We start from the raw sequence: 23,981 nt of genomic DNA on the forward strand, positions 1-23,981 counted from the left end.
ATAATAAAAAGGCGGTGGAAAAGACCTGATTTAGTCAATTTCCACCGCCTTTTTTAGGGGAGGCGATTTGATTCGCGAGGCGCGGATTAGCCAGCGACCTTTGCGAATGCTGCTGCGAGCTTTGCCATGGCTTCGTCCACTTCGGCTGCGCTGATGTTCAGCGGCGGAAGCATACGGAGCACGTTACCCTTTGCGGAAAGCACCATGAGCTTTTCTGCGCGGGCTGCAGTCACAACGTTACCCACCGGCAAGGATTCATCCAGAGCGAGGCCGACGATAAGGCCTTCACCACGGATTTCCTTGATTGCACTGTACTTGGCCTTGATGTCAGCCAGAGCGGTGCGGATCTGCACAGCCCTATCCACAACATTCTTCAGCAGGGCCGGTTCAGAAACCTGATTGACAACTGCGAGACCTGCAGCGCAAGCGATGGGGTTGCCACCGAAAGTGGTACCGTGGTCGCCGGCCTTCAGTTCATCGGCAATCTTCTGACGGAGCAGCACGCCTCCCAGGGGGAGGCCGCCACCGATACCCTTAGCGAGAGTCACCAGGTCCGGATTCAGACCATACTTTTCAAAGCCAAGGAAAGTTCCCAGACGGCCGCAACCAGCCTGAACTTCGTCGACGATCACCAGCACACCGAATTCCTTCTGGAGGCTGTTGATGGTTTCAACCATTTCCTTGGAGAGAGTCATGACGCCGCCTTCGGCAGCCAGGGATTCCAGCATGATGGCGCAGGTGTCCTTGTTGACTTCGGCCTTCAATGCAGCGCAGTCATTCCACTTTACATGTACGAAGTCGCTCGGCATGTTGCCGAAGCCTTCGCGCAGAGCTGGTTGACCGGTTGCAGAAAGAGCGGCAAATGTTCTGCCATGGAAGCTGTTCACGAAGGTGATGATCTTCTGCCTGTTGGCTTCACCCTTGCGATCGAAGTACTTACGTGCAAACTTGATTGCGCCTTCGTTAGCTTCGGTACCGGAGTTGCAGAAGAAAGCCTTGTCGAAACCAGTGATTTCCAAAAGCTTCTTGCCCAGTTCAACCTGGGGCATATTCACATAAAGGTTGGAGATGTGGTTGAAGCAATCCATCTGCTTTACCACAGCATCCTTGATGGCCTTGTTCTGATGGCCCAGGGCATTTACAGCGATACCTGCAACGAAGTCCAGGTACTTATCGCCCTTGGAGTCGATGAGGTAAGAGCCTTCGCCCTTTACAATTTCAATGTCAGCCTTGCCATAAAGCGGGGCAATGACGTTCTTATCCTGTTCAATAAAAGACATATAAAATCCTTGTAGTGGTTAGTGGTTAGTGATTGGTGGTTAGTTTTATAATCGCGGCGCAGCCGCCTTATTTTCACTGATTACTAACCACTGTTTACTAATCACTTCTAGCGCTGAATAGTTCCGTAGTTATGTTCGCCGTTGATTTGCTTGATGAAGGATTCTGCATCCTTCCAGCCTACGATATGAATGCTCTTGAGGCCTCGTCGGATGGACTTGAAGCTTTCGCGGACCTTGGGAATCATACCACCGCTAATAACGCCTTCTTCAATGAGCTTTTCGGCATCACTTTCAGAAAGTTCAGGAATAACATTCTTTTCGCCGTCCATAACGCCCGGAACATCGCTCACCAGCACGAACTGATCAGCCTGAAGTGCCACCGCCAGTTCGCTTGCGGCAGTGTCGGCATTCACGTTCCAGCTGACGCCTACGCCAGTTTCGTCGGGACCGTAAGAAATGGGGCTAACTACAGGAACCCAGCCGGCTGCCCAGAGGTCTTCCACGATCTTCTGGTTCACCTTCTTGACTTCGCCCACAAGACCCAGGTCTACCTTGCCCTGCTTCTTGACTACTTCGAACAGCTTGCCATCCACACCGGAAAGACCGATGGAATTCACGCCGTTGTTCAGAAGCATGCGGACCAGCTTCTTGTTCACATGACCGGAGAGGGTCATTTCGACCATCTTCATAATGCCGGGTGTAGTTACTCGGAGGCCATCGATAAAAGTGGGCTGTTCTCGCAGCAGGGAAATGTTTTCGTTAATGTCCTTGCCACCACCGTGCACAACGGCGACCTGGCAGCCCATAGCCGGAAGCTTGGAAACTGCTGCCACAAAATCGGCCAACTTGGCTTCGTCAATAGCCAGGCTGCCACCAATTTTAACAACCACTTTTTTCATTTTTTGTGATGTCCTCACTTAGTTTAAGCATATGGCTGTCGCGGGCACCTCCCGCAATATATAGCAGGCCACAGGCTTCATTCTGTTGTGGGAAATTTAGAAAAACATTGTCATCCCTCAATGTTTTTTTTGTTATATTTAAACCAAACTTAATTACAAACAACCCCAAAGAGGTATAACTATGGCAATTACTAAGGTTTGGCTGGACGAATCCAGTGATGAATGCGTTTCCTGCGGCGCTTGCGAAGCTACTTGCGATGCAGTTTTCACCGTTCCCGAAAAGATGCAGGTTAAGGCTGACGCTGATCTCGCTGCTAACGAAGACGCTATCAAGGACGCAGCTGCAGGCTGCCCCGCTGGCGTGATTAAGTTCGAAGAAGCTTAATGAGATGCAAAGGAGGGCTCGCGCCCTCCTCCCCTTCGAGGATAATGCGCACTAAGGCAACAAGTTGCCAAGTGCTGTCCGCCCTGGACCCCACCCCTTCGCGGGTGGCTTCTGACTCCTCCCCTAAATGCGGGAGGATTTCTTTTTTAGATGCATGGGAGGGTTACGCACCCTCCTCCCCATTCGGGGACCATGCGCACTAAGGCAACAAGTTGCCAAGTGCTGTCCGCCCTGGACCCCACCCCTTCGTGGGTGGCTTCTGATTCCTCCCTATCGCAGGGGAGGATTTCTTTTTTTAGATGCAAAAGGCGGGCTTGTGGCTCGCCTTAATTTTTTCGGGGGAGTTTTTTTATTTGGTGTATTTCTTGTACTGTTCCTTAACCCAGTTGGCGTCGTGGGCGACGGTCTCGATTAGGACTTCGTCAATTGCCCCGTTCCAGGTTTCGGTGCTGACTTCATCGCCGCCGACACGGAAGGGAACCTTGCGCTTTAGGTCGTTGGGGACAAACTTCCACTCGGTGTAGTCGTCTCCTTTTTCATCCTTGAAGTGCATGACTTCGCCGTTCACATACATGCTGACTTTCTTGTTCCTGGAAATCAAAGCCAGGTGGGACCACTTGCCAACGGGAACGATGGAGGAGTCGCCGAAGTAGATGGCATAGGGATCGCCGGGGGTGCTCTTCATGGCAGTGAACCAGCCGGTGCAATGTTCGAAGTGCCACTGGAATCTGGAGGTACTGTCGCTCCAGTAGGCGCGCTGGCTGAATAGGATCTGGTGCTTTCCGTTGGTACCGTTCCACTTGGTCCAGAGCGACAGGGTGAAGTTGCCGCCGGTGGGGTCCAGGGAATCCAGGCTAATGAACTGGCCCGGCTTCAGCAGGATGGCCTTGCCCGAGACGCCTTCGACGTATTCGACCTTGGTTGCGGGAGTGGTGTCGTTGTCATAGACGGATTCGGAGCCGTCCATGGTTAAGAGTAAGTTGATGGCGCTATCGGAAGATGCGGGGGCGCTTGCTGAACTTGCGGGCGTCCAATCTTCGGATTCCGGGGCGGCGATTATAATGCCGTCGTGCCCCTTTTCGCTATAGTATTCCATCCTGCTTACGGTGAGCCAGCTTGTGTCTGCTTCCCAGAAGTTCATCTTGGGCAATACGTAAATCTGCTTTTCGCCGTAGGTGTTGAATTCCAGGTGGGATTGCAACTGACCGTTGTCAGAGGAGGCGCTGGTGTCGGAGTAGGTCAGGGTGATATCGCCAGAGGGCATGTCGTAGAAGATAAAGTAACCGTCTGCGTCCAGCTTGGTGGTGGCGTTGCTGCCTACGATGCGGACTATGCCGGTGTTACGGTCGGCAATCTGGCCGGAGTAAATCTTGTGCTGGGCGATGGTGACAGTCTGCTGTTCAGTGGATCTTGCGCTAATCTTGGGTTGAACCAGCTTTGCAAAACCGCTGCTGTCTCCGGCAGAGGCGAACAATACTGCGGCCTTGTTGCCATCCAGGTTCAGTTCGAACTTGCCCTCTGCGTCGGTTACAGTTTCTACGGAATCCTCGATGCCATCTTGTTGCCAGCTGTCATAGTAGGCTACAACACGGGCGCGGGCCACGGGGGTTCCCGCCACGTCAAGGACAATGCCTGTAGCTACGGAGTTTCCAATGTCGGTAACGCCGCCGGCCACATCGTTAGAATCGGAGCATCCGGTAAGTACGGTGACGCTAAATACGAAGGAGGCGATGGCAGCGCCAATCAGCAAGAATTTCAAATTCGGCATGTTCATTAGACCTTGTCCTCCTTTGAAACCTTCTTGCTCATGGGGAATGCTACCAGCATCATTTCATAGACTCGCTCCACGTTGGGGTCGTTGGCGGCGCGGGTGATGATCTTCTTGCGGGCTTCTTCCAGAACTTCGACTGCGTAGTCGTAGGAACTTTCGCTCATGGCCAGCGTGGTGAATGCGGCGAACCGTTCCTGCTTGGGCTTGGATTCCACGGCGCCGATGGCGTGCTGCATATATTCGCGGCGGATCTGTCGCAGGGCCATGGGTGGGATGCGGGTGGCATCCAGCATCTGGGCGGTTTCCTCGAAACGGACTTCTCCATTGTCTGCGTCAACCTGTCTGATTATCCCCATTTCCTGCAAGTTCTTGATGGCTTCCCGTGCCTCTTCCGTGGTAATCTGGGGTTCCACCAGGCGGGCCAAGGTCATATAGTCGCCGTTCCAGTTAGAAGAAACGGCCAGTTCCCTGACGATGGGGTAGTACCATTTTGAAAAATAGACTTGCTCTCGGGTGGTGATGTGGGAAAATTCCAGCTGCTTGCGGATTTGCAGGATCTGTTCCCAGGCGTTTTCGCGTTCGTCTACCTGATGGGCCTGGTTGTACTGCACCAGCGCCTCGAAGTAGGACTTCTGCAGGGGCTCGAATTCCATGGCCTTGGCGATCTTCTCGATGGATTTTTGGGTCAGGTTGAACCGGCCACGAATCACGTTCAGGCAGTAGGAGCTGCTACTGAAGCCGGCCTTTGCCGCAAAAAAACGATGGGAGAAAACGGCCCGCATCTTTTTCTGTTCCTCGAAGTAATCTTGCAGGAACTTGCGGAAGTCGTCGTAGTCAAACAAACGTTCAAGAGCAATACTCATGAACCGTAAAATAAGCAAATTTTACACGCTGAAATATTTCTTTTCGGTTATTTTTATGGAATGTCGGGTGTAAAACGTTAAATTTTGATAAAAAGTTTTACACGTTTTTGACAACTTACGTCAATTTTCCGCAACGCTATCCGCCGGTGACTGCGGCAACGGCTTTACATTGCCCTTTTCTGAAACGGGAACCTGGTTCACGAACTTCAGGGTGAATGACAGGGTGTAGTGCCCCTGGGTCGTCTTGGGGTACTTCTGCCTAGAGAGGGAACTCTTGACTTCGTTATTGAATCTGGGGTAGCCGGTGGTGGAGGCGATTTCGGTCATGCCGACTACGTCGCCACACACGTCGATCGTAACGTCCAGGGAGAGGCTGCCTTCGAAGCCGGGGTTCTGCTTCTGGAATTTCTTGTAGATGTAATTCAGGCCGTTGGTACGGTCCTTCATGAACTTTTCGATTTCTGCCATGCCGCCTTCCATATTGCCGTGGACGGATATTTCGTCGATGGTGGGCATGATGACTGTACCGGTAAAGGATTCGGAAGAGTTGCTGTTGGCCAGTTTCTGCTGTTCCGCAAAGCCTTCAGGTACGACAGAGTAGTCGCGAACAATATTTCGGGGTTTTTTATGATTTCCAGTTATGGCCAGGACCAGCAAGGTGAGTCCCGTGATGAGGATTAGGCCACAAGCGAATTTCAAAGCGAATTTATTCATTATTACAACAATATAGGAAGTGTAGATAGTGAAAACAAGTTTACATATTTAAGACAAGATTGAACGTGAGAAATTTCACTTAATGGCAAAATAAAAGCCCAGGAGCAAAACTCCCGGACTTTCAATTTCAACCTCAGCCTTGCGGCTATTTGAACTAGACTCTATTTGAACTTGGCACAGCTTCGCAGTGCTAGATGTGGCGGTTATCAAATGCAAGTGCAAGCACTTGCGCTTGATAACCTATTTCATCTTTTTCATCATAGACTTGAGGAGGGGGTTGACCTTGGCGGGCTGAGCGGGGGCGTTGCGGTTGCCCTGGCCCGGATTACCCTTGCCTGCAATCTTTGCCTTGAGATCTGCGATGGTAGCGTGACCCTGGAGGCTGCCGCGGTTCTGGTTGTCGCGACCGCCAAAGCCGCCACGACCGTTGCCCTGACCACGGGGACCACCGACGCGCTGGCCACGAGGACCGCTAACGCCTGCACCGGCCACACCATCAACCTGTTCGGTCTTCATGGAAAGGCTGATACGCTTCAGCTTGGCGTCAACGGCAACAACACGTACCTTCACCACGTCGCCCACGGTAAGAACGGTCTTTGCGTCTTCCACGAACTTGTCGCTGATTTCGGAAACGTGTACAAGGCCGTCCTGGTGAACGCCGATGTCAACGAAGGCGCCGAAGTTTGCCACGTTGGTAACCACACCTTCCATCCAGCTACCGGTAATCAGGTCGTTGATTTCCTTGATCTTGTCGTCGAACTTTGCGTAACGGAATTCCTTACGGGGGTCGCGGCTGGGCTTCTGAAGTTCGCGCATGATGTCCTGCAGGGTTTCCTTACCCACTTCGTCGCTGAGGAATTCTTCAAGGTTGATGGCCTTGACTGCATCGGCATTGCCCACCAGTTCCTTCACCGGAACGCCAGCCTTTTCGGCCATCTTTTCGATGAGGGCGTAGTTTTCGGGATGGACTGCGGAATCGTCCAGCGGGTTTTCTGCACCCGGGATGCGCATGAAGCCTGCGGCCTGTTCGAAAGCCTTGGGGCCAAAGCCCTTCACCTTCTTCAGGTCTTCGCGGCTGGCGTAGGCGCCGTTAGCTTCGCGGTGCTTGACGATGGCTTCGGAAAGAGTATTGCTGAGGCCTGCAACGTGAGAAAGCAGCGGGGCAGAAGCGCTGTTCACATCCACACCCACCATGTTCACGCAGGATTCCACCACTTCGTCCAGGCGCTTCTTCAGTTCGCGCTGGTTCACGTCGTGCTGGTACTGGCCCACGCCAATGGACTGGGGGTCAACCTTCACCAGTTCTGCCAGCGGGTCCTGCAGGCGGCGGCCGATAGAGATGGCGCCGCGGGTAGTAACGTCTTCCTTGGGGAATTCCTGGATAGCGATCATGCTTGCGCTATAGACAGATGCACCAGCTTCGGAAACGATAACGCGGGGCGGAACCTTGCCCTTGAACTTTGCTGCCATTTCGGCGCAGAAGGCGTCGGTTTCGCGGCTGGCGGTACCGTTACCGATAGCGATCAAGTCAATCTTGTACTTGTCGATGAGGCCCATGAGGTAAACTGCAGAGGCGGCCTTGTCGTTCCAGGGTTCGTGGGGCTTGATAATGCCGTGGTCCATGAACTTGCCGTTTTCGTCAAGTACGGCAACCTTACAGCCAGTACGGAAACCCGGGTCGAGAGCGAGAACTGCCTTGTGGCCGGCGGGAGCAGCCAGCAGAACGTCCTGCAGGTTCTTGGAGAACACCTTGAAGGCTTCTTCTTCGGCGGCGTCCTTCAAAAGCAGACGGACTTCGCTTTCCATGCTGGGAGCCAGCAGGCGGTCCCAGGCATCCTGGCACATAGCTTCAAGATAGGGGGTCCAGGTGGTGTTGCCCTTGATGACGTTTGCCTTCAGGTAGCCAACCATTTCTTCGTTGGGAACTTCGATGGAAAGACGGAGCACCTTTTCCTTTTCGCCGCGGCGCAGGGCCAGCATACGGTGAGACGGAATCTTGCTCACCTGTTCGCTAAAGTCGTAGTAGTCCTTGAACTTGGTTTCTTCCTTTTCGAAGTCCTTCTTCACCTTGGAAATCATGACGCCAGTCTTTTCCACCTTGCTACGGAGGTACTGACGGAATTCGGTGTTGTCTGCAACTTCTTCGGCCAGAATGTCGCAAGCGCCCTTGAGTGCAGCCTTCGGATCTGCCAGGCCCTTTTCTTCGGACAGGTAGATGAGGGCGATCTGTTCGGCGGTGTTGCCGGTTTCTTCCTGAGCCCACATGAGGCGAGCCAACGGTTCAAGACCCAGTTCCTTTGCGATGGTTGCGCGGGTGCGCTTCTTGGGCTTGTAGGGGGCGTAAATATCTTCCAGCAGGGTCTTGTCCTTACAGGCTTCGATCTGAGCCTTCAGTTCCGGTGTAAGCTTGCCCTGTTCTTCGATGCTCTTCAGGATGGTTTCCTTGCGGTCAACCAGTTCCTGCAGATAGTCGCGACGGTGGCTGATGTCGCGGAGTTCAATTTCATTAAGGGTGCCCGTCTGGTCTTTACGGTAGCGGGCGATAAAGGGGATGGTACCACCCTGGTCCATCAATTCAAGTGCCTTGGAGACACGCCATACTTCCAGGTTCAGTTCTTCGGCAATAACAGCAGAAAAATCCATAATTCTAATTCCAGTTTGATTTATAGGGTCCGGCAGCCTTTAACTAGGAGTCTCGGCCTAGGCCCTGGTTTACAACAGCTCCCATCAGGGGAGTAAGGGAGAATATAACAATAAAAAATGACACTGGAGTGTCATTTTTAGGTTAAAGGTTAAAGGTTAAAGGTTAAAGTCTTTCCACTTTAACCTTTACACTTTACACTCTATTATACATGTTCTCGTAATATTTTTCGTATTCACCGCTAGTAATATTGTCCAGCCATTCCTGGTTGTCCAAGTACCACTTCACGGTCTTCTCGATACCTTCCTCGAACTGGAGGGAAGGTTCCCAGCCGAGCTCGCGCTGCAACTTACTACTATCAATGGCGTAGCGGGCATCGTGGCCAAGACGGTCGGTGACGTAGGTAATCAGGTCAAGGTCTTCGCCCTCGGCGCGGCCCAGCAGACGGTCCACGGTCTTGATGACCACCTTGATGATGTCGATGTTCTTCCATTCGTTGAAACCGCCGATATTATAAGTTTCGGCAATCTTGCCATTGTGGAAGATAACGTCGATAGCGCGGGCGTGGTCTTCGACAAAGAGCCAGTCGCGAACGTTTTCGCCCTTGCCGTAAACCGGCAGCGGCTTCTTGTGACGAATGTTGTTGATGAACAGCGGGATCAACTTTTCCGGGAACTGGTAGGGGCCATAGTTGTTGGAGCAGTTGGTCACGATGGTAGGCATGCCGTAGGTGTCGTGGAAGGCGCGGACGAAATGGTCGGAGCCAGCCTTGGATGCACTATACGGAGAATGGGGAGTATACTTGGTGGTTTCGTAGAAGAAGTCGTCACCGTATGCCAGATGGTGTTCAGAGCTGGAGGCAGTGGTGGTAAACGGCGGTTCGATACCTTCCGGATGGTTCATCTTGAGGGCACCGTAGACTTCATCAGTAGAAATATGGTAGAAGCGCTTGCCCTCGTACTTTTCGGGCAGGGATTCCCAATAAAGCTTTGCGGCCTGGAGCAGAGCCAGGGTGCCCATGACGTTTGTGCGGGCGAAGGTGAACGGATCCTTGATGGAACGGTCCACGTGGCTTTCTGCGGCCAGGTGAATAATACCGTCGATCTTTTCGTCCTGCATCAGCTTGTAGAAGGCGTCGAAGTCGCAGATATCCATCTTCACGAACTTGTAGTTAGGCTTGCCTTCGATGTCCTTCAGGTTGGCCAGATTGCCTGCGTAAGTCAACTTGTCCAGGTTGATGATGTTGTATTCGGGGTACTTATTCACGAAAAGGCGTACTACATGGCTTCCGATAAAGCCTGCGCCGCCGGTAATGACAATATTCTTCATATCTTATAATATAAAAATGAGAATTGTCTATTGTGACAACCTTTTGTCAATTTTCCTATACATTTTGACGGCCTGTTTGGACAAAAACCATTTTTTAGGTTAATTTTATGCTACAATCAATAAAAATTTAAGGTGGAAAACATGAAGACAAGTTTACTGCGTTCAATTTTTGCGGGCTCCTTGCTTGTGCTTGGGGCTGCCGGTATGGCGTCCGCACAGAGCGGTATGGCTGGTGGTCAGGATGGTCTGCATCAGATTGGTGCCAATACCCTCGGTCAATGGAATGTGTCGTTCGGTCTCGGCGGAAATGCATCTCTGGACTGCTGGTCCATGGCTGCCGGTGGCGAAATGCACGACAAGAACGGCGACCGTTTTGTGCTTAACGATGAAGCTGTAGCTCTTTCCGGAAATGTAAATCTGGCCATGGGTTTTACCAATTGGCTGGACTTGGGTGTTGTCCTTCCTTTTAACATGGATATTGTTGGCGACCACGAAGACCGTTTGAGCGACTCCGATATGCGCTCTCCGGGTCTGGGCGATTTGGAAGCCTGGTTCAAGGTTCGCGCTGTCGGTAACGACGAATCCCTGTTCAAACTCGCTATTCTGGGTCAGCTCTATGCTCCCACCGGTAGCGAAGATGCCGGTGTACGTCCCCGTCACGCTTGGTACCTGAGCAAGCACGATACCAAGCCTTACACCGCAGGTGACTTTGCCTTTGGTGGTGGTCTCGTTTTCACCTTTGACTTTAACAGCGTTGGTGCTCCTCTCCGTTGGAATACCCAGGCTAGCTATATCCGCGTAGTGGATCATAATGAGTCTGATGTTCTTTCCTATAGCACCGGCTTTAACTTTTCTCCCATCAGCCTCCTGGACATCTTCCTGGAACTCTCCGGCGAAATGCACCTGGATGATGACGTAGCTCCCATTGATCCTACGGTTGATCCGCTCCTGATTACACCGGGTGTGCGTTTCCATGCCGGCAAGAATATGGATATTGCTTTGGGTGTGGATATTGCCGGACGTATGTTCAAGAACCTGGACTTTACTGCTGACAAGGATCTCAAGGGCAAGGAAGGCTTTGACGTTCGCAATGATGTGGGCGATGGTGAAGTCTATACCTACAAGTATTCCTCTACTCCTATTGTTTCTGGCTCTCTCTCCTTTGTCTGGCGCTTTGGCAGCAAGGTGGATAAGCCCGAAGTTAACGTAGACTCCCTGATCCAGGCCCGTGCCGATTCTCTGGCCAAGGTGAAGGTGGATTCTATCATGGCAACCATCGACACTACCACCAAGATCGATACTGTTGCTAAGGTCGACACTATTGCCAAGGTTGATACCATTGCCAAGGTCGATACCGTCGCCAAGATCGACACAATTACCACTGTTGACACCATCAAGGTGATTGACATGGTGGCGGACTCCGTGAACAGAGCAAGACTTGATTCTGTCGCCGCAGTCAATGACTCCCTGGCCAAGCTCTCTGGCGACGATGACAAGGACGGCGTTCCCAACATGGTCGACAAGTGCCCGGGTACTCTGCCTGGCCTGAAGGTCGGTGCAGATGGTTGCGAAGTGGATACCGATGGCGATGGCGTTGTTGATTCTCAGGATAAGTGCCCGGGATCTAACGAAGCTGCTCCGGTTGACGCAAACGGCTGCGAATTCGACGACGACGGTGACGGCGTTGTTAACGCTCAGGACCTGTGCCCCAGGACCATTAGCGAAGCTGCCGTTGACGGCGATGGCTGCCCCACTAACAAGAATGAAGACCTGGAATACCTCCAGTCTTTGGTGACCTTCAAGAAGGGGACCGCCAAGTTCAATAAGGGTGCAACCAAGGCTCTCGATCAGCTGGCTGGCATCATGCTCCACCGTGATAACCTGCGCATTGAAATCCAGGGCCACGCCGATGACCAGAAAACTTCTGAAAAGAACAAGGATATGTCTCAGAAGCGTGCAGACGCCGTTGTAGACTACCTGGTTAAGAAGGGCGTTCCCTCTAAGCACGTTCGTGCCGCCGCTTACGGTGATACTCAGCTCCTGGTTCTCCCCAAGACCGACAAGAAGGGTAAGAAGAAGGCCAAGAGCAACCCGAAGAACAACCGCGTTGTGTTTGCTTCTCACGTAAAGCAGCCCAAGAAGACTGAAGCCGCTCCGGCACCTGCAATGACTCCGGCTGCTCAGCCCGCTGCCGCTCCGGCACCCGCAGCTCAGCCTGCAGCTCCTGCTCCGGCTGCTGAAGCCGCTCCTGCAGAACCTGCTGCCGCTCCTGCCGCAGAAGCTCCTGCTGCCGAAAAGCCCGCAAAGTCCAAGAAGGCTGCTAAGGCTTCCAAGAAGTCCGCAAAGAAGCCTGCTAAGAAGGGCAAGAAGAAGTAATCTGGCTGTTCACCCCGAGACTCTCGGGGTCGGCTAAATAGCAGAAAAGCCTCGCTTTAAAAGCGGGGCTTTTTGCTTTGTTACAAAATCGTTTGACGGCCTTACTTGCCGTTCACACTGTCAATGTATTTCTTGAAGCCTTCTACACCCAGCGTGTACATGTCTACGAACTTCGGGGCGAAGGGGGGATTCTTGCGATTGTGCATGCCCAGGGCGTCGTGCATTACCAGCACCTGTCCGTCGGTAAACTTGCCGCCGCCAATGCCGATGGTAACGCCCTTCACCTGCTGAGTGATAGCCGTACCCAAGGCTTCGGGAATATGCTCCAGCACCATCTCGAAACAGCCCAGCTCGTCGGTGAACTTGGCTGCCTTCACGATGGCTGCAGCCTCTTCGTCGGTCTGACCCTTCTGCTTGAAGTTCGCCGCAGTCTGGGGCAGCAAACCGTGATGGGCACACACCGGAACATCGTGGGCACGCAAAAATTCAATCACGCCCTCGGGCGTACCTTCCAGCTTTACCGAAGCGGCCCCAAGATCCAGGAATCGACGGGCGTTGTCATAAGCCGTTTGCGGATCCTTGTCGCTTAAATAAGGCATGTCGGCTACCACATGGGTGTTTGGCGCGCCACGGCAAACCGCCGCCACGAAAATCAGCATCTCGGCCATACCGATCTCGCTGGTTTTCTTATAACCTAACATGGTGTTGGCCAGACTATCGCCAACAAGAATCTGGTCTACGCCTGCAGCCTCCGCCATTTGCGCGAAAGCGTAGTCATAAGACGTAATCATTGAAACCTTTTCACCACGGGCTTTCTTTGCCATTATGTCGACTGGACTGAGCATAATTTCCGAATCTCCTGTAAATACGTTAGTGAATGAATCTCTTTTAAGAAACCGATATGATTCCGCAGGTAGGCCAGGAGCGCATTTTCTACGAATACGCGGGCGAACCCAGCAGACTTTAAAGATAGGGCAGGGGAGTTGGGGTAAGTTCCGCCCCTAAGCTTCCATAAACCCAGCAAAGTTTCGGGCTTGGCCCTGGCAGAATCCACGCCCAGGCAGGCCTTGCAAATCAAGCCTCCCGTTTCCGGGTGAAAGTCCGCCGCCGGCTCTTCTAGAGGGCGTTCGCAACGGCTGCAGACATCCAGATCCAGGTGGTAACCCCACAAGTCGCAAGTATCCAGCAGCCACCGGGCAAAAACCTCATCCGAAGGCACCCTTCGCGGCTGCAGTTCTTCCCGCGATTCCGTCGCGGCGCCGTTGGAGCCTTCGCCAGAATTCAAGTCCCTAAGCGCCTGTTCCAACAGTTCGAACTCGTCTTGCAGCGGCACCCCCTGGGGAGCGTACCTCAGCAGAATCTCGGTCATCACCTGGGCCACCGCCTGATTCATCAGGTCCGCCCTTAAACCCGCATGCCAGTCAAGAAGCGTCGCTTCCTTTATGAACTGCAAGTCCCCGCCACCCGCCTTCTGTGGATTCTGGTTAAAAACCACCTCGCACAGCGACAGCGGATCCATAGCGCCCTTAAAAGGTGACTCCTTGCGTTTGCCTCCCTTTACGATAAACGAAACCACGCCGCATTCCTGGGTTAAAACCTTCACGATCCAGCTGGAATCGCTATAAGGGAACCGGTGCAGCACAATGGCCCGGGACTTGACAATCATGGGCGCAGAAGCCTCTTGCCTATTACTTAGCCGGGAACGGAGGCCAGCCCATCACCTGACCGCCAACCACATGCAGATGGATGTGGAAAACGGTCTGGCCTGCGTCAGCCTTGCAGTTGAACACGAAACGTGCGCCGGATTCTTCGAGACCAAGCTCCTTGGCGATACGCTGAGCCTGGAACAAAAGCTTACCCACCAGTTCGCAGTCTTCGGCCTGCATATCCATGATGCTGGAAATATGCTTCTTGGGAATCACCAGGAAATGAACCGGTGCCTGGGGGGCGATATCGTAGAAGGCGAACACATCGTCATCTTCGTAAATCTTCTTGGAAGGGATTTCACCCTTGATAATCTTGCAAAAAAGGCAGTTTTCACTCATAGTGACTATATAATAGAAAATAAAGGAGGACTCCTGTAAAACATCATTCCGAACTTGTTTCGGAATCTCGTCTAATTTCGGACTATTGCCTTGGTGTGAAATATTCGATTGATCCGATGCAAGGCGCTTAAAAAGAACTTCTGGAACGCTATTTATCGTACCGAAGGGGATTAAAAGATATTTTGATGCGAATTCGCAGGATGCAAGGCGCTTAAAAGGAACTTTTTGAGGGCTATTTATCGGATCGAGTGCATTTTGAACGAAAGCGTAAAATGGGAATTGTGTGAAAAACTTCACAATATTCCAAACAAGAATAACTTTTTCTCACATTTTTTTTATGAATGCCTCACACAGATGAAAAATATTTGTATACTTAAGTCCATCAAAAAAATTGAGGAAATCCCCCGTTTTTTAAGAAATTTAGACGGTTTTGGAAGACTTCTTTTGGTACAAAGTAAAATTTCATGACAGTTCTATGACAGAAACGTGAAAAAACTTTGACAAAAGTGTAAAAAAGTTTGACAAAACTATTGACTTTCGAAAAAATTGAGGTATATTTATCAATGTAAACGAGAGTAAACACTCTGAAACACAAACGCTTCAAGAGCTGTGAATCTCAAAAGAATGTGTCACAATAACAAGGAGTACACTATGAAGAAGCAAGGTTTTACCCTTATTGAATTGATGGTCGTGATCGTTATCATGGGCATCCTGGCCGCTGTTGCAGTTCCTAAGCTGTTCGGCATGATCGCAAAGTCCAAGGCCTCCGAAGTCGGCCCCGCAGCCGGTGAATACGTGAAGTTGCAGGACGCATACGTCGCTGAAAAGGGCACTCGCGTTGGTACTTGGAAGGAAATCGGTTACCTGATGAACAACTCTTCTAACTTCTACTATTGCGATGCCTCCTCTTGTGCCGAAGGCGACAACACCACTGGTTATGGCAAGCAGACTGCAGTGACCGCTTACGTTGCTAACTGGGCAGCAACAAGCATTGCTACCTTGAACGATTGTGCTGCCGGTAAGAGCTGGACCCTTTTGACCTCTCAGAATGGTTCTGCAGGTGGTATGGTTAAGTATGAAGCAAAGGTTGATGGTTCTCAGAGCCAGACCAACGATTGCTTGGTCCTTACCCCGAACTTCCTCAAGCTCGACACCAAGACCATGGCTGGCAACAAGTAAGTCTTGACAACAAAAAATCGTAAAAAAGGTCTCCCGATGGGGAGACCTTTTTTCGTCTAATTTTAATTTTTAGGAGTTGAAGAATGTCCTACATTTTTCTTAATTCAGCGGTAATTTCTTTACGAGCTGATAGTACTCAGGACTAAAAGTCAAACGGGATATTTTTCGATTGATGTAGTCAATATCCTCGTATTTCTCTATTAGAGTTTTTTCGTTAGAAAATAAACTTACTCCAAAACCCATCTTATGATTTGGGATTTCAAAACCAAGGCTCTCTAGAATTGACGGAGCTATGTCGACCGAAGAAAAATTTCTTTGTGTTGCAACAGGAGTTTCATAAGGATTAATGAAAACGTCAATCCACCTTCGACTTGGACGATTGGTTAAAATTTTCCCCTTAAACAAATGATCACCGACAATAACAATTGTCGTATTTTTACCAAATTCCCTTGATTGAATCCATTCAACAAACTCAAAAACTTCTCTAGAAGCACATCGTAATGTAGCCTTAAACACTTCTTCGTCGCTAGAATTTTTAGGTTTTTCTAGACATTGATCATCATAGAATCCTTTGGGAAAATGAGTTTCAATTGTTGCCAAAGTAAGGCTAAAATGCTCTTTTTGCGAGAGGGTGTCTAAAGTTCCCTTAGCAATTTCGTATAATGACCGGTCCGTTATACCTGGATGCCACAAATCTCCTTTTACATAGCTTGAATCCATATCCGTATAAGAATTCAACCTTTTTAAATCGAACAATTCATCAATGCCATGTGTTGCTAAAAAGTCATCCAGGTTTGCAAATTTTGCATTTGTTCCCTGTAAAAAGACGTTGTAATAGCCATTTTGGCGAAGAAGATCATAAATACTCCGTGCATTCGGCAAAATTGTATCGCTTTCGTATAGGGCACTGAGGTAAGGAACGCCTGTTGTTTTTGACACTGTTGCTGAGATAGTGCTGGTTGAACCAACAATTTCAAATCCATCAGAAAAACTAATGTTGTTTTGTTTTAGCCGTTCAATCTCTGGAATTAACTCGCTGTCCCAATTTTCCATAGATTCCATAATGACAAAAACTAGGTTCCGGGATACACCGTCTTTCCTTTTCAGAGAATCAACAGAAGTAAAGTTATCTAGAAAAAAAGGAGAACTAACAAACTCTTTATTCCCATCCCACAAGGTCAAAACACGCTTATACTCGGAAAATGGTATTTGAATTGCAATCTTTACCCCCAATGTTCCTACAAGCATAAGGCTTGCTGTGAGTATAAAAACTGTTTTGCGGTATTGAGAAATGGAGCTTAGCCAGGGAATAAGAGAAATCGTTATTAGTACACTTGGAATGAAAACTGCTATGGCGTATTCTCGAAGAAAAAGAAGAAAAAAGCCATCTAGAGGTGAACTTAGAGTAAGAATGACTTGATCTGGTTCCTCCAAAGGAAACGTTGACAGCGCCCATTCTAAGCTCAAACATGCTAAAAGAACCCCAAAAAAGATAAAAAACGATGGTAAACCTTTATTTTTCTTTTCTTCTGGAACTCTTTTTGAAAACAACCATATCAAAATTCCACTTACAAAAGCACTTATATAAAAAGAAGAACTTGTCAACTTTTGAAAATAACAAAGGAGACCTGCAAGTCCGACTATTGCGAAGGTGTAAATAATTACTCTTTTCATAAGGCTATATTCTTTCAAAGTGTAGACCTAATATAACTATCTGAAAAAACACACCCTATATAATACTGAGAATTACCTACTCAAAAACTGTATCTTAGGTACTTGGTTAGACCCAATTTTAGTTGGGTCTTTCCGATTTATAGTCTTTTTTCACTATTTTTGCAGTAAAATGGCAGTTCTACTAGGTGGTAGAACATAACCTTTCATAAAATGTGCCCATAAAGAAAGAAGGATTCCCTAAGGAACCCTTCTTTCTTTTCACGTTCTTTTTTATTACTTAGAACCAGCGGTGTTGAGTCTCTTGAAGTTCGGAGTCAGCACGTCGCAATCACCGTCGTCACCCTTGGTAACGGAAGCAGTATAGAGGACCAGGCCACCTGCAGAACCATTCTGAGAGGTCACGAGAGTCCAATCGCTCTTTGCCGGGCAATCGTTAAGAGTTGCGACACTTGTAGCGGTCCAGTTTGCTACGTATCCAGAAACAGAAGCTTCGGCGCCATAGCCCTTGGAGTTGTCGCCTGTCTCACAACCAGAAGCCTTGTCGCAGTAGTTGTAATTGGAGGAATTGGCCATCAGGTAACCAATCTGTTTCCAAGTACCAACGGAAGTGCCCTTTTCAGCGACGTATGCGTCCTGCAACTTCACGTAGGTTGGTGATGATTTTGATGCAAACATTGCCCTTTCTATCATGTTTTTTTATATTCCATGGCATGGAAAAGCAAATTTCTTGGACTACTGCCGCAATAAACGAGTTTGCAAAGGCGAAATCTTTAACGAAAAAGCAAGCTTTCAACTACCTAAGCCTGTTTAAGGGCTTTGACTTTCTGCAGAAGCACTATGAAGCGGAGCATTTGCTTTCTTTTGAAGACACAGTTGATGATTTGACTGACATCTGTTTGAAAAACGGAGGTCTGATCAAGTGATTCTCTATCACGGTTCAAACTGCGAGATTGATAAAATAGATTTGTCTAAGTGTAAGCCTTTTAAGGATTTTGGGCAATCTTTTTACCTGACCACCATTCTGCATCAAGCGCAAGAAATGGCAAATAAGGTTGCTGATCGTTTCGGTGGATCACCTGTGGTGAACGTTTATGAATTCGATTTTGAAAAAGCGCAAGGCTTACATATCAAAGAATTTCCATCAGCCGACAAGGAATGGGCTGAATTCGTGATGGCGAATCGCAGTCGCGCAAATGAACATCCTGCTGATGCCTATGACCTGGTAATTGGCCCCGTCGCTAACGATGACATTGCAACACTGTTCAGAACATTTTCCATGGGCATTATCGCAATTGATGACCTTGTGAAAGGGTTGAAATACCGTAAATTAAGTAACCAGTATGCGTTTAGAACTGTTGATGCGATTTCTCTGTTGCAAAGGAGAGGAACCGTATGACCAGCAAGCAGGATTTTCTTGTTGAGGGTATAGTCAACGATCTCGCACTTTGGTTAATGCAAGAACGTTCGCTATCATTACACGATTCATTGAGTGTTATCTACAATTCACAAACTTTTGAAAAACTCCAAAATCCAGGAACCGGCCTATACTCGGAAAGTTCTGCCTACAATTACGACTTGTTGATTTCCGAAATCAGGAACGGGAAGCTTGTTCAAGACGATTTTTAGCGAAAAAAACAAATCAAGAATTGAAAATTTGTAAAAATTTTCAATTTCCAAAGAATCAAGCACTAAAACATCCATCAAATTTGCGGAAATTTGGAGTTCTAGGTAAAAATTACGCGATTTTCGTCAATATCAGAAAAGTTGTAACTACGACTTTTTCCCTTCGTGGTATTCTTCCTCCGTATTCACATTCCAGAGATCAGTCTTATTATAAGAACCTTCGCGAATACACTTCACGGTTTCCATGGCGGTCAGCATGCTGTGGTCCATGTTGTTGTATTTATGCATGCCATTACGTCCCATGAGGAACAGGTTCTCGATAGGATCCAGGAATTCACGGATCTTGTTGAATTCGCCATAAGTTCCGAAGTAAGCCGGGTAGGCCTTCTTGATATGGAACACCACGGAATCGCGGACAGATTCAGGCTTGGCCACATGGATTTTGTCCAGTTCATCGATGGCGAACTTGATGAAGTCTGCGTCAGGCATGGTCCACATTTCATCGCCTTCATTGACGAAGTATTCAAGACCAATCCAAACCTTGCTCGGATCGCTAACTAGATAGGGACTCCAGTTGTTGAACACTTGAATTCTTCCCAACTTAACATCACTTTCCTGAACGTAGATCCAGTTGTCGGCCACAAACTTCAGCTTGCTTTCGGGAGTGCCCGGCTTTGCAGGATTCTTTATTTCAAGTTTATCCAACAGGAGACCGACGGTCATAAAGTCGCGGTAAACCAATCCCTCGGAAACGCGCTTCACTTCGGCAGGGACCGCGGCGGTTTCACTATCCATGGCAGCAACCAATTCCTTCACCGGCATGGTGCTGAGGAAATAGTCGCAGGGAATAGTTTCAGTATACTGACCATAATCCACTACCACGCTGACAACGCGATTTCCTTCTCGATTTACACGGACAACCTTGGCGTTCATCTTGATTTCGCCGCCCATTTCCTGGACTTTCTGGGCTACTGTTTCCCAGAGCTGACCAGGGCCAAATTTCGGGTATAGGAATTGTCCAATCAAACTGGTTTCCGTGTCCTTCTGGCGAATATCTCCAGACTCGGCAGCAGGTTTCTTGCTTGCAAAAATCTGCTTCACCGCATGGATTACGGTTTTGGTGATGGAAAGTCCCTTGATTCGCTGTCCACCCCATTCCGGGCTGATCTTGTTGCAAGGTACACCCCACAATTTCTCGGTATAGTCTCTAAAGAAGGTTCTATAAAGTTCAACACCAAATCGGTTGATCATAAAATCTTCAAGACTCTTTTCTTCGCGAGCCGGCAAGACTTGGACCTTCAAATAGCTCAAACCGATTTTCATCATTCGCCAAAGGCCTAAACCACGAATCGTGGAACCATTCAAGCTTACCGGATAATCAAATAGTTTGCGCAAGAAAAGGATTCGGCTCAAGCGGCTACGGCAAAGCATTACAAAGTCGTCCTTTTCGGGATCGGGGCCGCCTTCCACCAGGGGAACCTTACGACCGATAGCGATATCATCACGACTGGCTGCTCCCTGCAGCGGAAGAATTCCCTGCCACCAGTCCATCACGGCGTCGCTCTTACTAAAGAAACGATGGCCGCCAATATCCATGCGGTTGCCATTGTAACGAGCCGTGCGAGAAATGCCGCCGATTACATCTTCGGCTTCAAAAATGACAGGCCTTACATCAGTAGTACGAAGCAGTTCCAATGCTGCAGTCAAACCCGCAGGACCAGCACCAGCAATAACGGCAATCTTCTTTTCACTCATATTAAACATCCTTCTTTGAACGGAATAAAATCAATTTTCGCGCGCCAAAGTTCCACAAAAGAACTATCGCAGCAGCAATAATTTTGGATATCATCTCCTGTATCCCAAGTAAACCAATGCCTACATACATAAGAATTTCGTTAAAGGCCATCCCCAATAGGCTTATTAACACGAAAACAAAAATTTCAAGAGGACGATTATTTTCCATCTTCCTTTTTTGCGTGCTAAAAACCCAGCCCACAGTCAGCAAATAGTTAACAACATTCCCTGCTGACAAACCGATTAAGTTGGACACCAAATAATGCACATTAAAGCAATACAAAGCTATGGCGAAAACACCAAAATCAGCAATAGAAGCAAGACCACCCGTCACAAAATACCGCGCAAATTGCCCCATCAAGGCGTCTTTATTTAAAAGTTTTTCTTTAATCTTCGAAAAAGTCAAATTATTTACAAACATGTGACTAAATTAGTATAAAAAAAGATATCTTTCAAACGTAAACAAATAAAAACGCTTTACATTGGAGATTTCAATGTCTACATACCTAATTACTGGCGGAGCAGGCTTTTTCGGATCTATTTTAAAAAAAGAATTACTAGAAAAAGGGCACAAATGCGTTGTTTTAGATTTGTGTCCTGATCAGGATAGCCATCAGAACTTAAACTCTATACAAGGAGATATAAGAGATAAAGAACTGGTGGAAAAAATATTCCGCGAAAATCAATTTGACGCAGTTTTTCATCTTGCGGCAATGCTTGCTCACGACCAAAAAAAAATTGAAAACCTATGGACATCCAATGTAGACGGCACGGAAATTATCGCAGATGCTTGTGTCAAACACGGTGTATCGAAATTGATATTCACCTCATCCAATTGCCTTTGGGCGAAAAATTTCGACACACCAGTAACAGAAGATGAAACTCCAGATCCAATTGAAATTTATGGGAAATCAAAGTTGGAAGGAGAACGAATTCTTTTTTCAAAAAAAGATAAACTGAATTCAATCATATTCCGCTGTCCTACAATCATGGATGAAGGTAGATTAGGGCTTTTGGGAATTCTTTTTGAATTTGTTGATGAGGGACGAAAACTGTGGATGGTTGGCGATGGTTCTAATCGCTACCAATTCATTTACGCAAAAGACCTGGCAAACGCATGCAAACTGGCTTTAAATTACAACGAAACAGAAGTTTTCAACATCGGTTCTGACAATGTAAAATCATTCAATGAAGTTTACGGCTATGTTTTGGAACATTCTGATTCAAAATCAAAACTTGCTCATTTTCCCAAATGGTTTATTATTCCCTGCATGAAAATTGCAAGTAAACTAGGAATTTCTCCATTGGGTCCATACCAATATAAAATGATTGCATCAACGTTTGTCTTTGACACTTCGAAAATCAAAGAAAAACTAGGATTCATGCCCACCAAGACAAACGAAGAAATGTTGTTAAGGGCTTATGAATTCTATCACCAAAATCGCAAGGCAATTGAAAATCGCAAGAACGTATCCGCCCACAATGAAGTTGCTAAAATGGGTGTAATCAGGTTACTCAAGTGGATATCTTAAATTGAAAATTTTGAAAGAAACATGCCTTGTTACGACAAGCATCTTTTTTGCGATGCTTGTCGTATTTTGTTGTATTCCCTACACCCATACAGTTCCTTTTTATCTGTTATTTCCTTCATTTTTCTTTGGAATCGTTTTCATTCTAAAAAACGTAAGGCACCTTTCAAAAAGTTTTTTTCTTTTTTGTTCAATTGTTCTTTTCTTACTTTTTTTGAGACTGACTCTTCTATGGTCTATAAGAACGTTTCCTCTTGAAAATCCAGAGCAAGTTCTTTTAACATTGCAGATGCCTGTTGGCGGCTTTATATCATACTTCGTAAAGGATTTTATTTTATACATCTATCCGGTAGTAATTCTTCTTGTGGGAACATTGCCTTTAATAAAAAAAATTCGTGAACATATAAGCGATATCGCCTCCATAACCATCTTTTTTGTATTGTCTCTCGTAATCAATATTTCGACAATTGCCCAAGATATCCCCATAGATAGATACTATTATCTATTAAATAACAAAGAATCTGTAACCCTTTACCATTCCCATTTCTTTGAAAATGAGTACTCCGTTGTAAATGAAGAAAACATAACTGTTCCAGAAGATAAAAGAAATCTCATTTTAATTCTTATGGAGTCCATGGAAAATTGGCCCCGCGAATTGATCCCGGAACTTTATCAACTTGCTGAGCAGAACATTTCTTTTTCAAATAATGGAACCTTTTCTGGAAGCTTTGATATTGCGGGTTCTATAAACACAATGTCTTCCACAATTTCAAAAACAACCGGAACACCATATATACAAGCGAAGATCACCCAAGATACTATTTCCTGGGCAAAAATGTCTCACATCGTTAGTATCTATGATGTTTTAAAAAAAGATGGTTATAAAAATATATTCCTTCAAGGATCAAACGCTTCATTCGCAAGAACAAATGTCTTCCTAGAAAATCATGGAATTGATAAACTTTTCGAAAAGGAAAACTTGCTTGATTTCGTAAATATGGCAGAAAAGTTTAAGGTTTTTGATTTCAATCCCGGTTTTTACGATCAAACCTTATACTCTATTGCGCAAAACATATTAGACACTTTATCATCATCTAGACCATTTTCTTTAACATTGTCAACCATCGACACTCATTATCCTTATGGTTTTTATGATGCAAGATGTCTGGAAAAACCGTTAAGCGATTCAGAAGAGGACTTGTTTAAAGCAACCCTAAAATGCGCTTCTCGCCAAATATATGAGTTTGTTAACTGGGTTAATCAGCAAAAATTCGGCACAAACACAGAAATCGTCATTCTTGGTGACCATCTATTTATGGGACATCTTTTAACACAAAATAGGACCAGAAGCTGGATTAACATTTTTATTAACGCAAGTAAGATTCCCAATCAAACAAAAAATCGTTTATTTACGTCTGTTGATTTTGCCCCGACCATTTTGGAAAGCCTTGGTTATTCAATAAAAAATCATCGATATGGCTTTGGTGTTTCGCTATATTCTCAAGAAAAAACATTGCTCGAAAAATATGGTTACAGCTCTCTCAACTCCGAACTAAATTCATTATCCAAGTCGAAAGAGTACAACGACTTGCTTCGTTGATTTACATATCAAAAGAATTTACATAAACAAATTTGATTTTCTTATCCAAACGAAATAAAGAATCTGCGTAATTTTTATTCGGCGCAGTATAAAGAGCATAACAAATTGGAGATAATAGATCCACGAAAAACAACTTATCTTTCAAAGACAAATACTCTTTTTCCGATGCGACAATGCATTTGTCGTTTATGTTCCATTGTTCCAAAATTATCCTAACAATGTCACCCGAATTCTATTTGCAAATGCATAATCCGAGCGGAATCTGAAGGATGCAAAAAA

The 23,981-nt window shown here is 47.3% G+C and carries 22 protein-coding genes; 8 read left to right on the forward strand and 14 right to left on the reverse strand.

Features of this window, described 5'->3' with window-relative positions:
• Nucleotides 1-86: 86 nt before the first annotated feature.
• Nucleotides 87-1,280: an aspartate aminotransferase family protein gene (locus B7992_RS14045; protein ID WP_088666581.1), complete on the reverse strand. Its 1,194-nt coding sequence runs from the start codon at nt 1,278-1,280 to the stop codon at nt 87-89.
• A 107-nt stretch (nt 1,281-1,387) separates the two neighbouring features.
• Nucleotides 1,388-2,179, reverse strand: coding sequence for an acetylglutamate kinase (argB, locus tag B7992_RS14050; protein WP_073155489.1), 792 nt, complete (start codon nt 2,177-2,179; stop codon nt 1,388-1,390).
• Between the two features lie 181 nt (nt 2,180-2,360).
• Between argB and B7992_RS14055 the strand changes: the two genes are divergently transcribed.
• Nucleotides 2,361-2,564: a ferredoxin gene (locus B7992_RS14055; protein ID WP_073155492.1), complete on the forward strand. Its 204-nt coding sequence runs from the start codon at nt 2,361-2,363 to the stop codon at nt 2,562-2,564.
• 349 nt (nt 2,565-2,913) lie between these two features.
• On the opposite strand, the gene B7992_RS14060 is transcribed toward B7992_RS14055, so the two are convergent.
• From B7992_RS14060 to B7992_RS14080, 5 genes are all read right to left on the reverse strand, one after another.
• On the reverse strand, nt 2,914-4,338 hold the full coding sequence (locus B7992_RS14060) for a LamG-like jellyroll fold domain-containing protein (RefSeq protein ID WP_088658995.1): 1,425 nt from the start codon (nt 4,336-4,338) through the stop codon (nt 2,914-2,916).
• A complete protein-coding gene (locus B7992_RS14065; RefSeq protein ID WP_073155497.1) occupies nt 4,338-5,198 on the reverse strand; it encodes a TIGR02147 family protein in 861 nt (286 codons plus the stop codon). The genes B7992_RS14060 and B7992_RS14065 overlap by 1 nt, the downstream gene beginning before the upstream one ends.
• Before the next feature lie 120 nt (nt 5,199-5,318).
• Nucleotides 5,319-5,912, reverse strand: a complete 594-nt coding sequence (locus B7992_RS14070; RefSeq protein WP_101478682.1) for an AgmX/PglI C-terminal domain-containing protein — start codon at nt 5,910-5,912, stop codon at nt 5,319-5,321.
• 240 nt (nt 5,913-6,152) lie between these two features.
• Nucleotides 6,153-8,555 (reverse strand): Tex family protein, encoded by a 2,403-nt coding sequence (locus B7992_RS14075; RefSeq protein WP_088666582.1) that lies wholly within the window; start codon nt 8,553-8,555, stop codon nt 6,153-6,155.
• A 193-nt stretch (nt 8,556-8,748) separates the two neighbouring features.
• Nucleotides 8,749-9,882 carry a dTDP-glucose 4,6-dehydratase gene (locus tag B7992_RS14080; RefSeq protein WP_073155506.1) on the reverse strand — a complete coding sequence of 378 codons (1,134 nt, stop codon included), beginning with the start codon at nt 9,880-9,882 and terminating at the stop codon, nt 8,749-8,751.
• A 141-nt stretch (nt 9,883-10,023) separates the two neighbouring features.
• Between B7992_RS14080 and B7992_RS14085 the strand changes: the two genes are divergently transcribed.
• Nucleotides 10,024-12,258 (forward strand): OmpA family protein, encoded by a 2,235-nt coding sequence (locus B7992_RS14085; protein WP_141100479.1) that lies wholly within the window; start codon nt 10,024-10,026, stop codon nt 12,256-12,258.
• A 101-nt stretch (nt 12,259-12,359) separates the two neighbouring features.
• On the opposite strand, the gene panB is transcribed toward B7992_RS14085, so the two are convergent.
• From panB to B7992_RS14100, 3 genes are read right to left on the reverse strand one after another with little or no spacing between them, the layout of a single operon-like run.
• Nucleotides 12,360-13,082: a 3-methyl-2-oxobutanoate hydroxymethyltransferase gene (panB, locus tag B7992_RS14090; protein ID WP_249505398.1), complete on the reverse strand. Its 723-nt coding sequence runs from the start codon at nt 13,080-13,082 to the stop codon at nt 12,360-12,362.
• Entirely contained in the window at nt 13,082-13,924 is an 843-nt protein-coding gene (gene recO, locus B7992_RS14095) for a DNA repair protein RecO (protein WP_254917722.1), read from the reverse strand. The genes panB and recO overlap by 1 nt, the downstream gene beginning before the upstream one ends.
• 22 nt (nt 13,925-13,946) lie before the next feature.
• Complete coding sequence (locus tag B7992_RS14100; protein WP_073155514.1) at nt 13,947-14,303, reverse strand: histidine triad nucleotide-binding protein; 357 nt, start codon at nt 14,301-14,303, stop codon at nt 13,947-13,949.
• Nucleotides 14,304-14,954: 651 nt separating this feature from the next.
• Here B7992_RS14100 and B7992_RS17310 point away from each other — a divergent pair.
• Nucleotides 14,955-15,482, forward strand: a complete 528-nt coding sequence (locus B7992_RS17310) for a type IV pilin protein (RefSeq protein WP_088666585.1) — start codon at nt 14,955-14,957, stop codon at nt 15,480-15,482.
• A 99-nt stretch (nt 15,483-15,581) separates the two neighbouring features.
• Here B7992_RS17310 and B7992_RS14110 read toward each other — a convergent pair whose 3' ends face one another.
• Complete coding sequence (locus tag B7992_RS14110; protein ID WP_088666586.1) at nt 15,582-17,156, reverse strand: LTA synthase family protein; 1,575 nt, start codon at nt 17,154-17,156, stop codon at nt 15,582-15,584.
• Nucleotides 17,157-17,429: 273 nt separating this feature from the next.
• Nucleotides 17,430-17,831 carry a hypothetical protein gene (locus B7992_RS14115; RefSeq protein ID WP_176421955.1) on the reverse strand — a complete coding sequence of 134 codons (402 nt, stop codon included), beginning with the start codon at nt 17,829-17,831 and terminating at the stop codon, nt 17,430-17,432.
• Between the two features lie 35 nt (nt 17,832-17,866).
• Here B7992_RS14115 and B7992_RS14120 point away from each other — a divergent pair, with 35 nt between their 5' ends.
• Genes B7992_RS14120 through B7992_RS14130 form a run of 3 tightly spaced genes read left to right on the forward strand, consistent with a single transcriptional unit; the run spans nt 17,867 to nt 18,782 of the window.
• Entirely contained in the window at nt 17,867-18,079 is a 213-nt protein-coding gene (locus B7992_RS14120; RefSeq protein WP_088666595.1) for a DUF3791 domain-containing protein, read from the forward strand.
• Nucleotides 18,076-18,552, forward strand: coding sequence for a DUF3990 domain-containing protein (locus B7992_RS14125; RefSeq protein ID WP_088666588.1), 477 nt, complete (start codon nt 18,076-18,078; stop codon nt 18,550-18,552). Before B7992_RS14120 ends, B7992_RS14125 begins: the two co-directional genes overlap by 4 nt.
• Entirely contained in the window at nt 18,549-18,782 is a 234-nt protein-coding gene (locus tag B7992_RS14130) for a hypothetical protein (RefSeq protein ID WP_073233539.1), read from the forward strand. Before B7992_RS14125 ends, B7992_RS14130 begins: the two co-directional genes overlap by 4 nt.
• A gap of 144 nt (nt 18,783-18,926) precedes the next feature.
• Here the strand turns inward: B7992_RS14130 and B7992_RS14135 are convergent, their stop codons facing one another.
• Nucleotides 18,927-20,534: an NAD(P)/FAD-dependent oxidoreductase gene (locus B7992_RS14135; protein ID WP_088666589.1), complete on the reverse strand. Its 1,608-nt coding sequence runs from the start codon at nt 20,532-20,534 to the stop codon at nt 18,927-18,929.
• A gap of 1 nt (nt 20,535) precedes the next feature.
• Complete coding sequence (locus B7992_RS14140) at nt 20,536-20,979, reverse strand: GtrA family protein (RefSeq protein WP_176421956.1); 444 nt, start codon at nt 20,977-20,979, stop codon at nt 20,536-20,538.
• Nucleotides 20,980-21,067: 88 nt separating this feature from the next.
• On the opposite strand from B7992_RS14140, the gene B7992_RS14145 reads away from it, so the two are divergent.
• Together B7992_RS14145 and B7992_RS14150 are read left to right on the forward strand one after the other, a co-directional pair.
• Nucleotides 21,068-22,105: an NAD(P)-dependent oxidoreductase gene (locus B7992_RS14145; protein WP_088666591.1), complete on the forward strand. Its 1,038-nt coding sequence runs from the start codon at nt 21,068-21,070 to the stop codon at nt 22,103-22,105.
• A gap of 1 nt (nt 22,106) precedes the next feature.
• Nucleotides 22,107-23,702, forward strand: coding sequence for an LTA synthase family protein (locus tag B7992_RS14150; protein ID WP_176421957.1), 1,596 nt, complete (start codon nt 22,107-22,109; stop codon nt 23,700-23,702).
• Nucleotides 23,703-23,981 lie beyond the last annotated feature (279 nt).

Source organism: Fibrobacter sp. UWH1 (genome assembly GCF_002210365.1).
In the GTDB taxonomy this organism is placed as follows: domain Bacteria; phylum Fibrobacterota; class Fibrobacteria; order Fibrobacterales; family Fibrobacteraceae; genus Fibrobacter.

What these genes read in the sequence shown, in the direction of transcription:
- B7992_RS14120 (WP_088666595.1), top strand. Translation starts at nt 17,867, where the DNA reads ATGGAAAAGCAAATTTCTTGGACTACTGCCGCAATAAACGAGTTTGCA.
- B7992_RS14055 (WP_073155492.1), top strand. Translation starts at nt 2,361, where the DNA reads ATGGCAATTACTAAGGTTTGGCTGGACGAATCCAGTGATGAATGCGTT.
- B7992_RS14130 (WP_073233539.1), top strand. Translation starts at nt 18,549, where the DNA reads ATGACCAGCAAGCAGGATTTTCTTGTTGAGGGTATAGTCAACGATCTC.
- B7992_RS14110 (WP_088666586.1), bottom strand. Translation starts at nt 17,156, where the DNA reads ATGAAAAGAGTAATTATTTACACCTTCGCAATAGTCGGACTTGCAGGT.
- B7992_RS14065 (WP_073155497.1), bottom strand. Translation starts at nt 5,198, where the DNA reads ATGAGTATTGCTCTTGAACGTTTGTTTGACTACGACGACTTCCGCAAG.
- B7992_RS17310 (WP_088666585.1), top strand. Translation starts at nt 14,955, where the DNA reads ATGAAGAAGCAAGGTTTTACCCTTATTGAATTGATGGTCGTGATCGTT.
- panB (WP_249505398.1), bottom strand. Translation starts at nt 13,082, where the DNA reads ATGGCAAAGAAAGCCCGTGGTGAAAAGGTTTCAATGATTACGTCTTAT.
- B7992_RS14060 (WP_088658995.1), bottom strand. Translation starts at nt 4,338, where the DNA reads ATGAACATGCCGAATTTGAAATTCTTGCTGATTGGCGCTGCCATCGCC.
- B7992_RS14045 (WP_088666581.1), bottom strand. Translation starts at nt 1,280, where the DNA reads ATGTCTTTTATTGAACAGGATAAGAACGTCATTGCCCCGCTTTATGGC.
- B7992_RS14075 (WP_088666582.1), bottom strand. Translation starts at nt 8,555, where the DNA reads ATGGATTTTTCTGCTGTTATTGCCGAAGAACTGAACCTGGAAGTATGG.
- B7992_RS14085 (WP_141100479.1), top strand. Translation starts at nt 10,024, where the DNA reads ATGAAGACAAGTTTACTGCGTTCAATTTTTGCGGGCTCCTTGCTTGTG.
- B7992_RS14100 (WP_073155514.1), bottom strand. Translation starts at nt 14,303, where the DNA reads ATGAGTGAAAACTGCCTTTTTTGCAAGATTATCAAGGGTGAAATCCCT.
- B7992_RS14070 (WP_101478682.1), bottom strand. Translation starts at nt 5,912, where the DNA reads ATGAATAAATTCGCTTTGAAATTCGCTTGTGGCCTAATCCTCATCACG.
- B7992_RS14080 (WP_073155506.1), bottom strand. Translation starts at nt 9,882, where the DNA reads ATGAAGAATATTGTCATTACCGGCGGCGCAGGCTTTATCGGAAGCCAT.
- argB (WP_073155489.1), bottom strand. Translation starts at nt 2,179, where the DNA reads ATGAAAAAAGTGGTTGTTAAAATTGGTGGCAGCCTGGCTATTGACGAA.
- B7992_RS14115 (WP_176421955.1), bottom strand. Translation starts at nt 17,831, where the DNA reads ATGTTTGCATCAAAATCATCACCAACCTACGTGAAGTTGCAGGACGCA.
- B7992_RS14135 (WP_088666589.1), bottom strand. Translation starts at nt 20,534, where the DNA reads ATGAGTGAAAAGAAGATTGCCGTTATTGCTGGTGCTGGTCCTGCGGGT.
- recO (WP_254917722.1), bottom strand. Translation starts at nt 13,924, where the DNA reads ATGATTGTCAAGTCCCGGGCCATTGTGCTGCACCGGTTCCCTTATAGC.
- B7992_RS14145 (WP_088666591.1), top strand. Translation starts at nt 21,068, where the DNA reads ATGTCTACATACCTAATTACTGGCGGAGCAGGCTTTTTCGGATCTATT.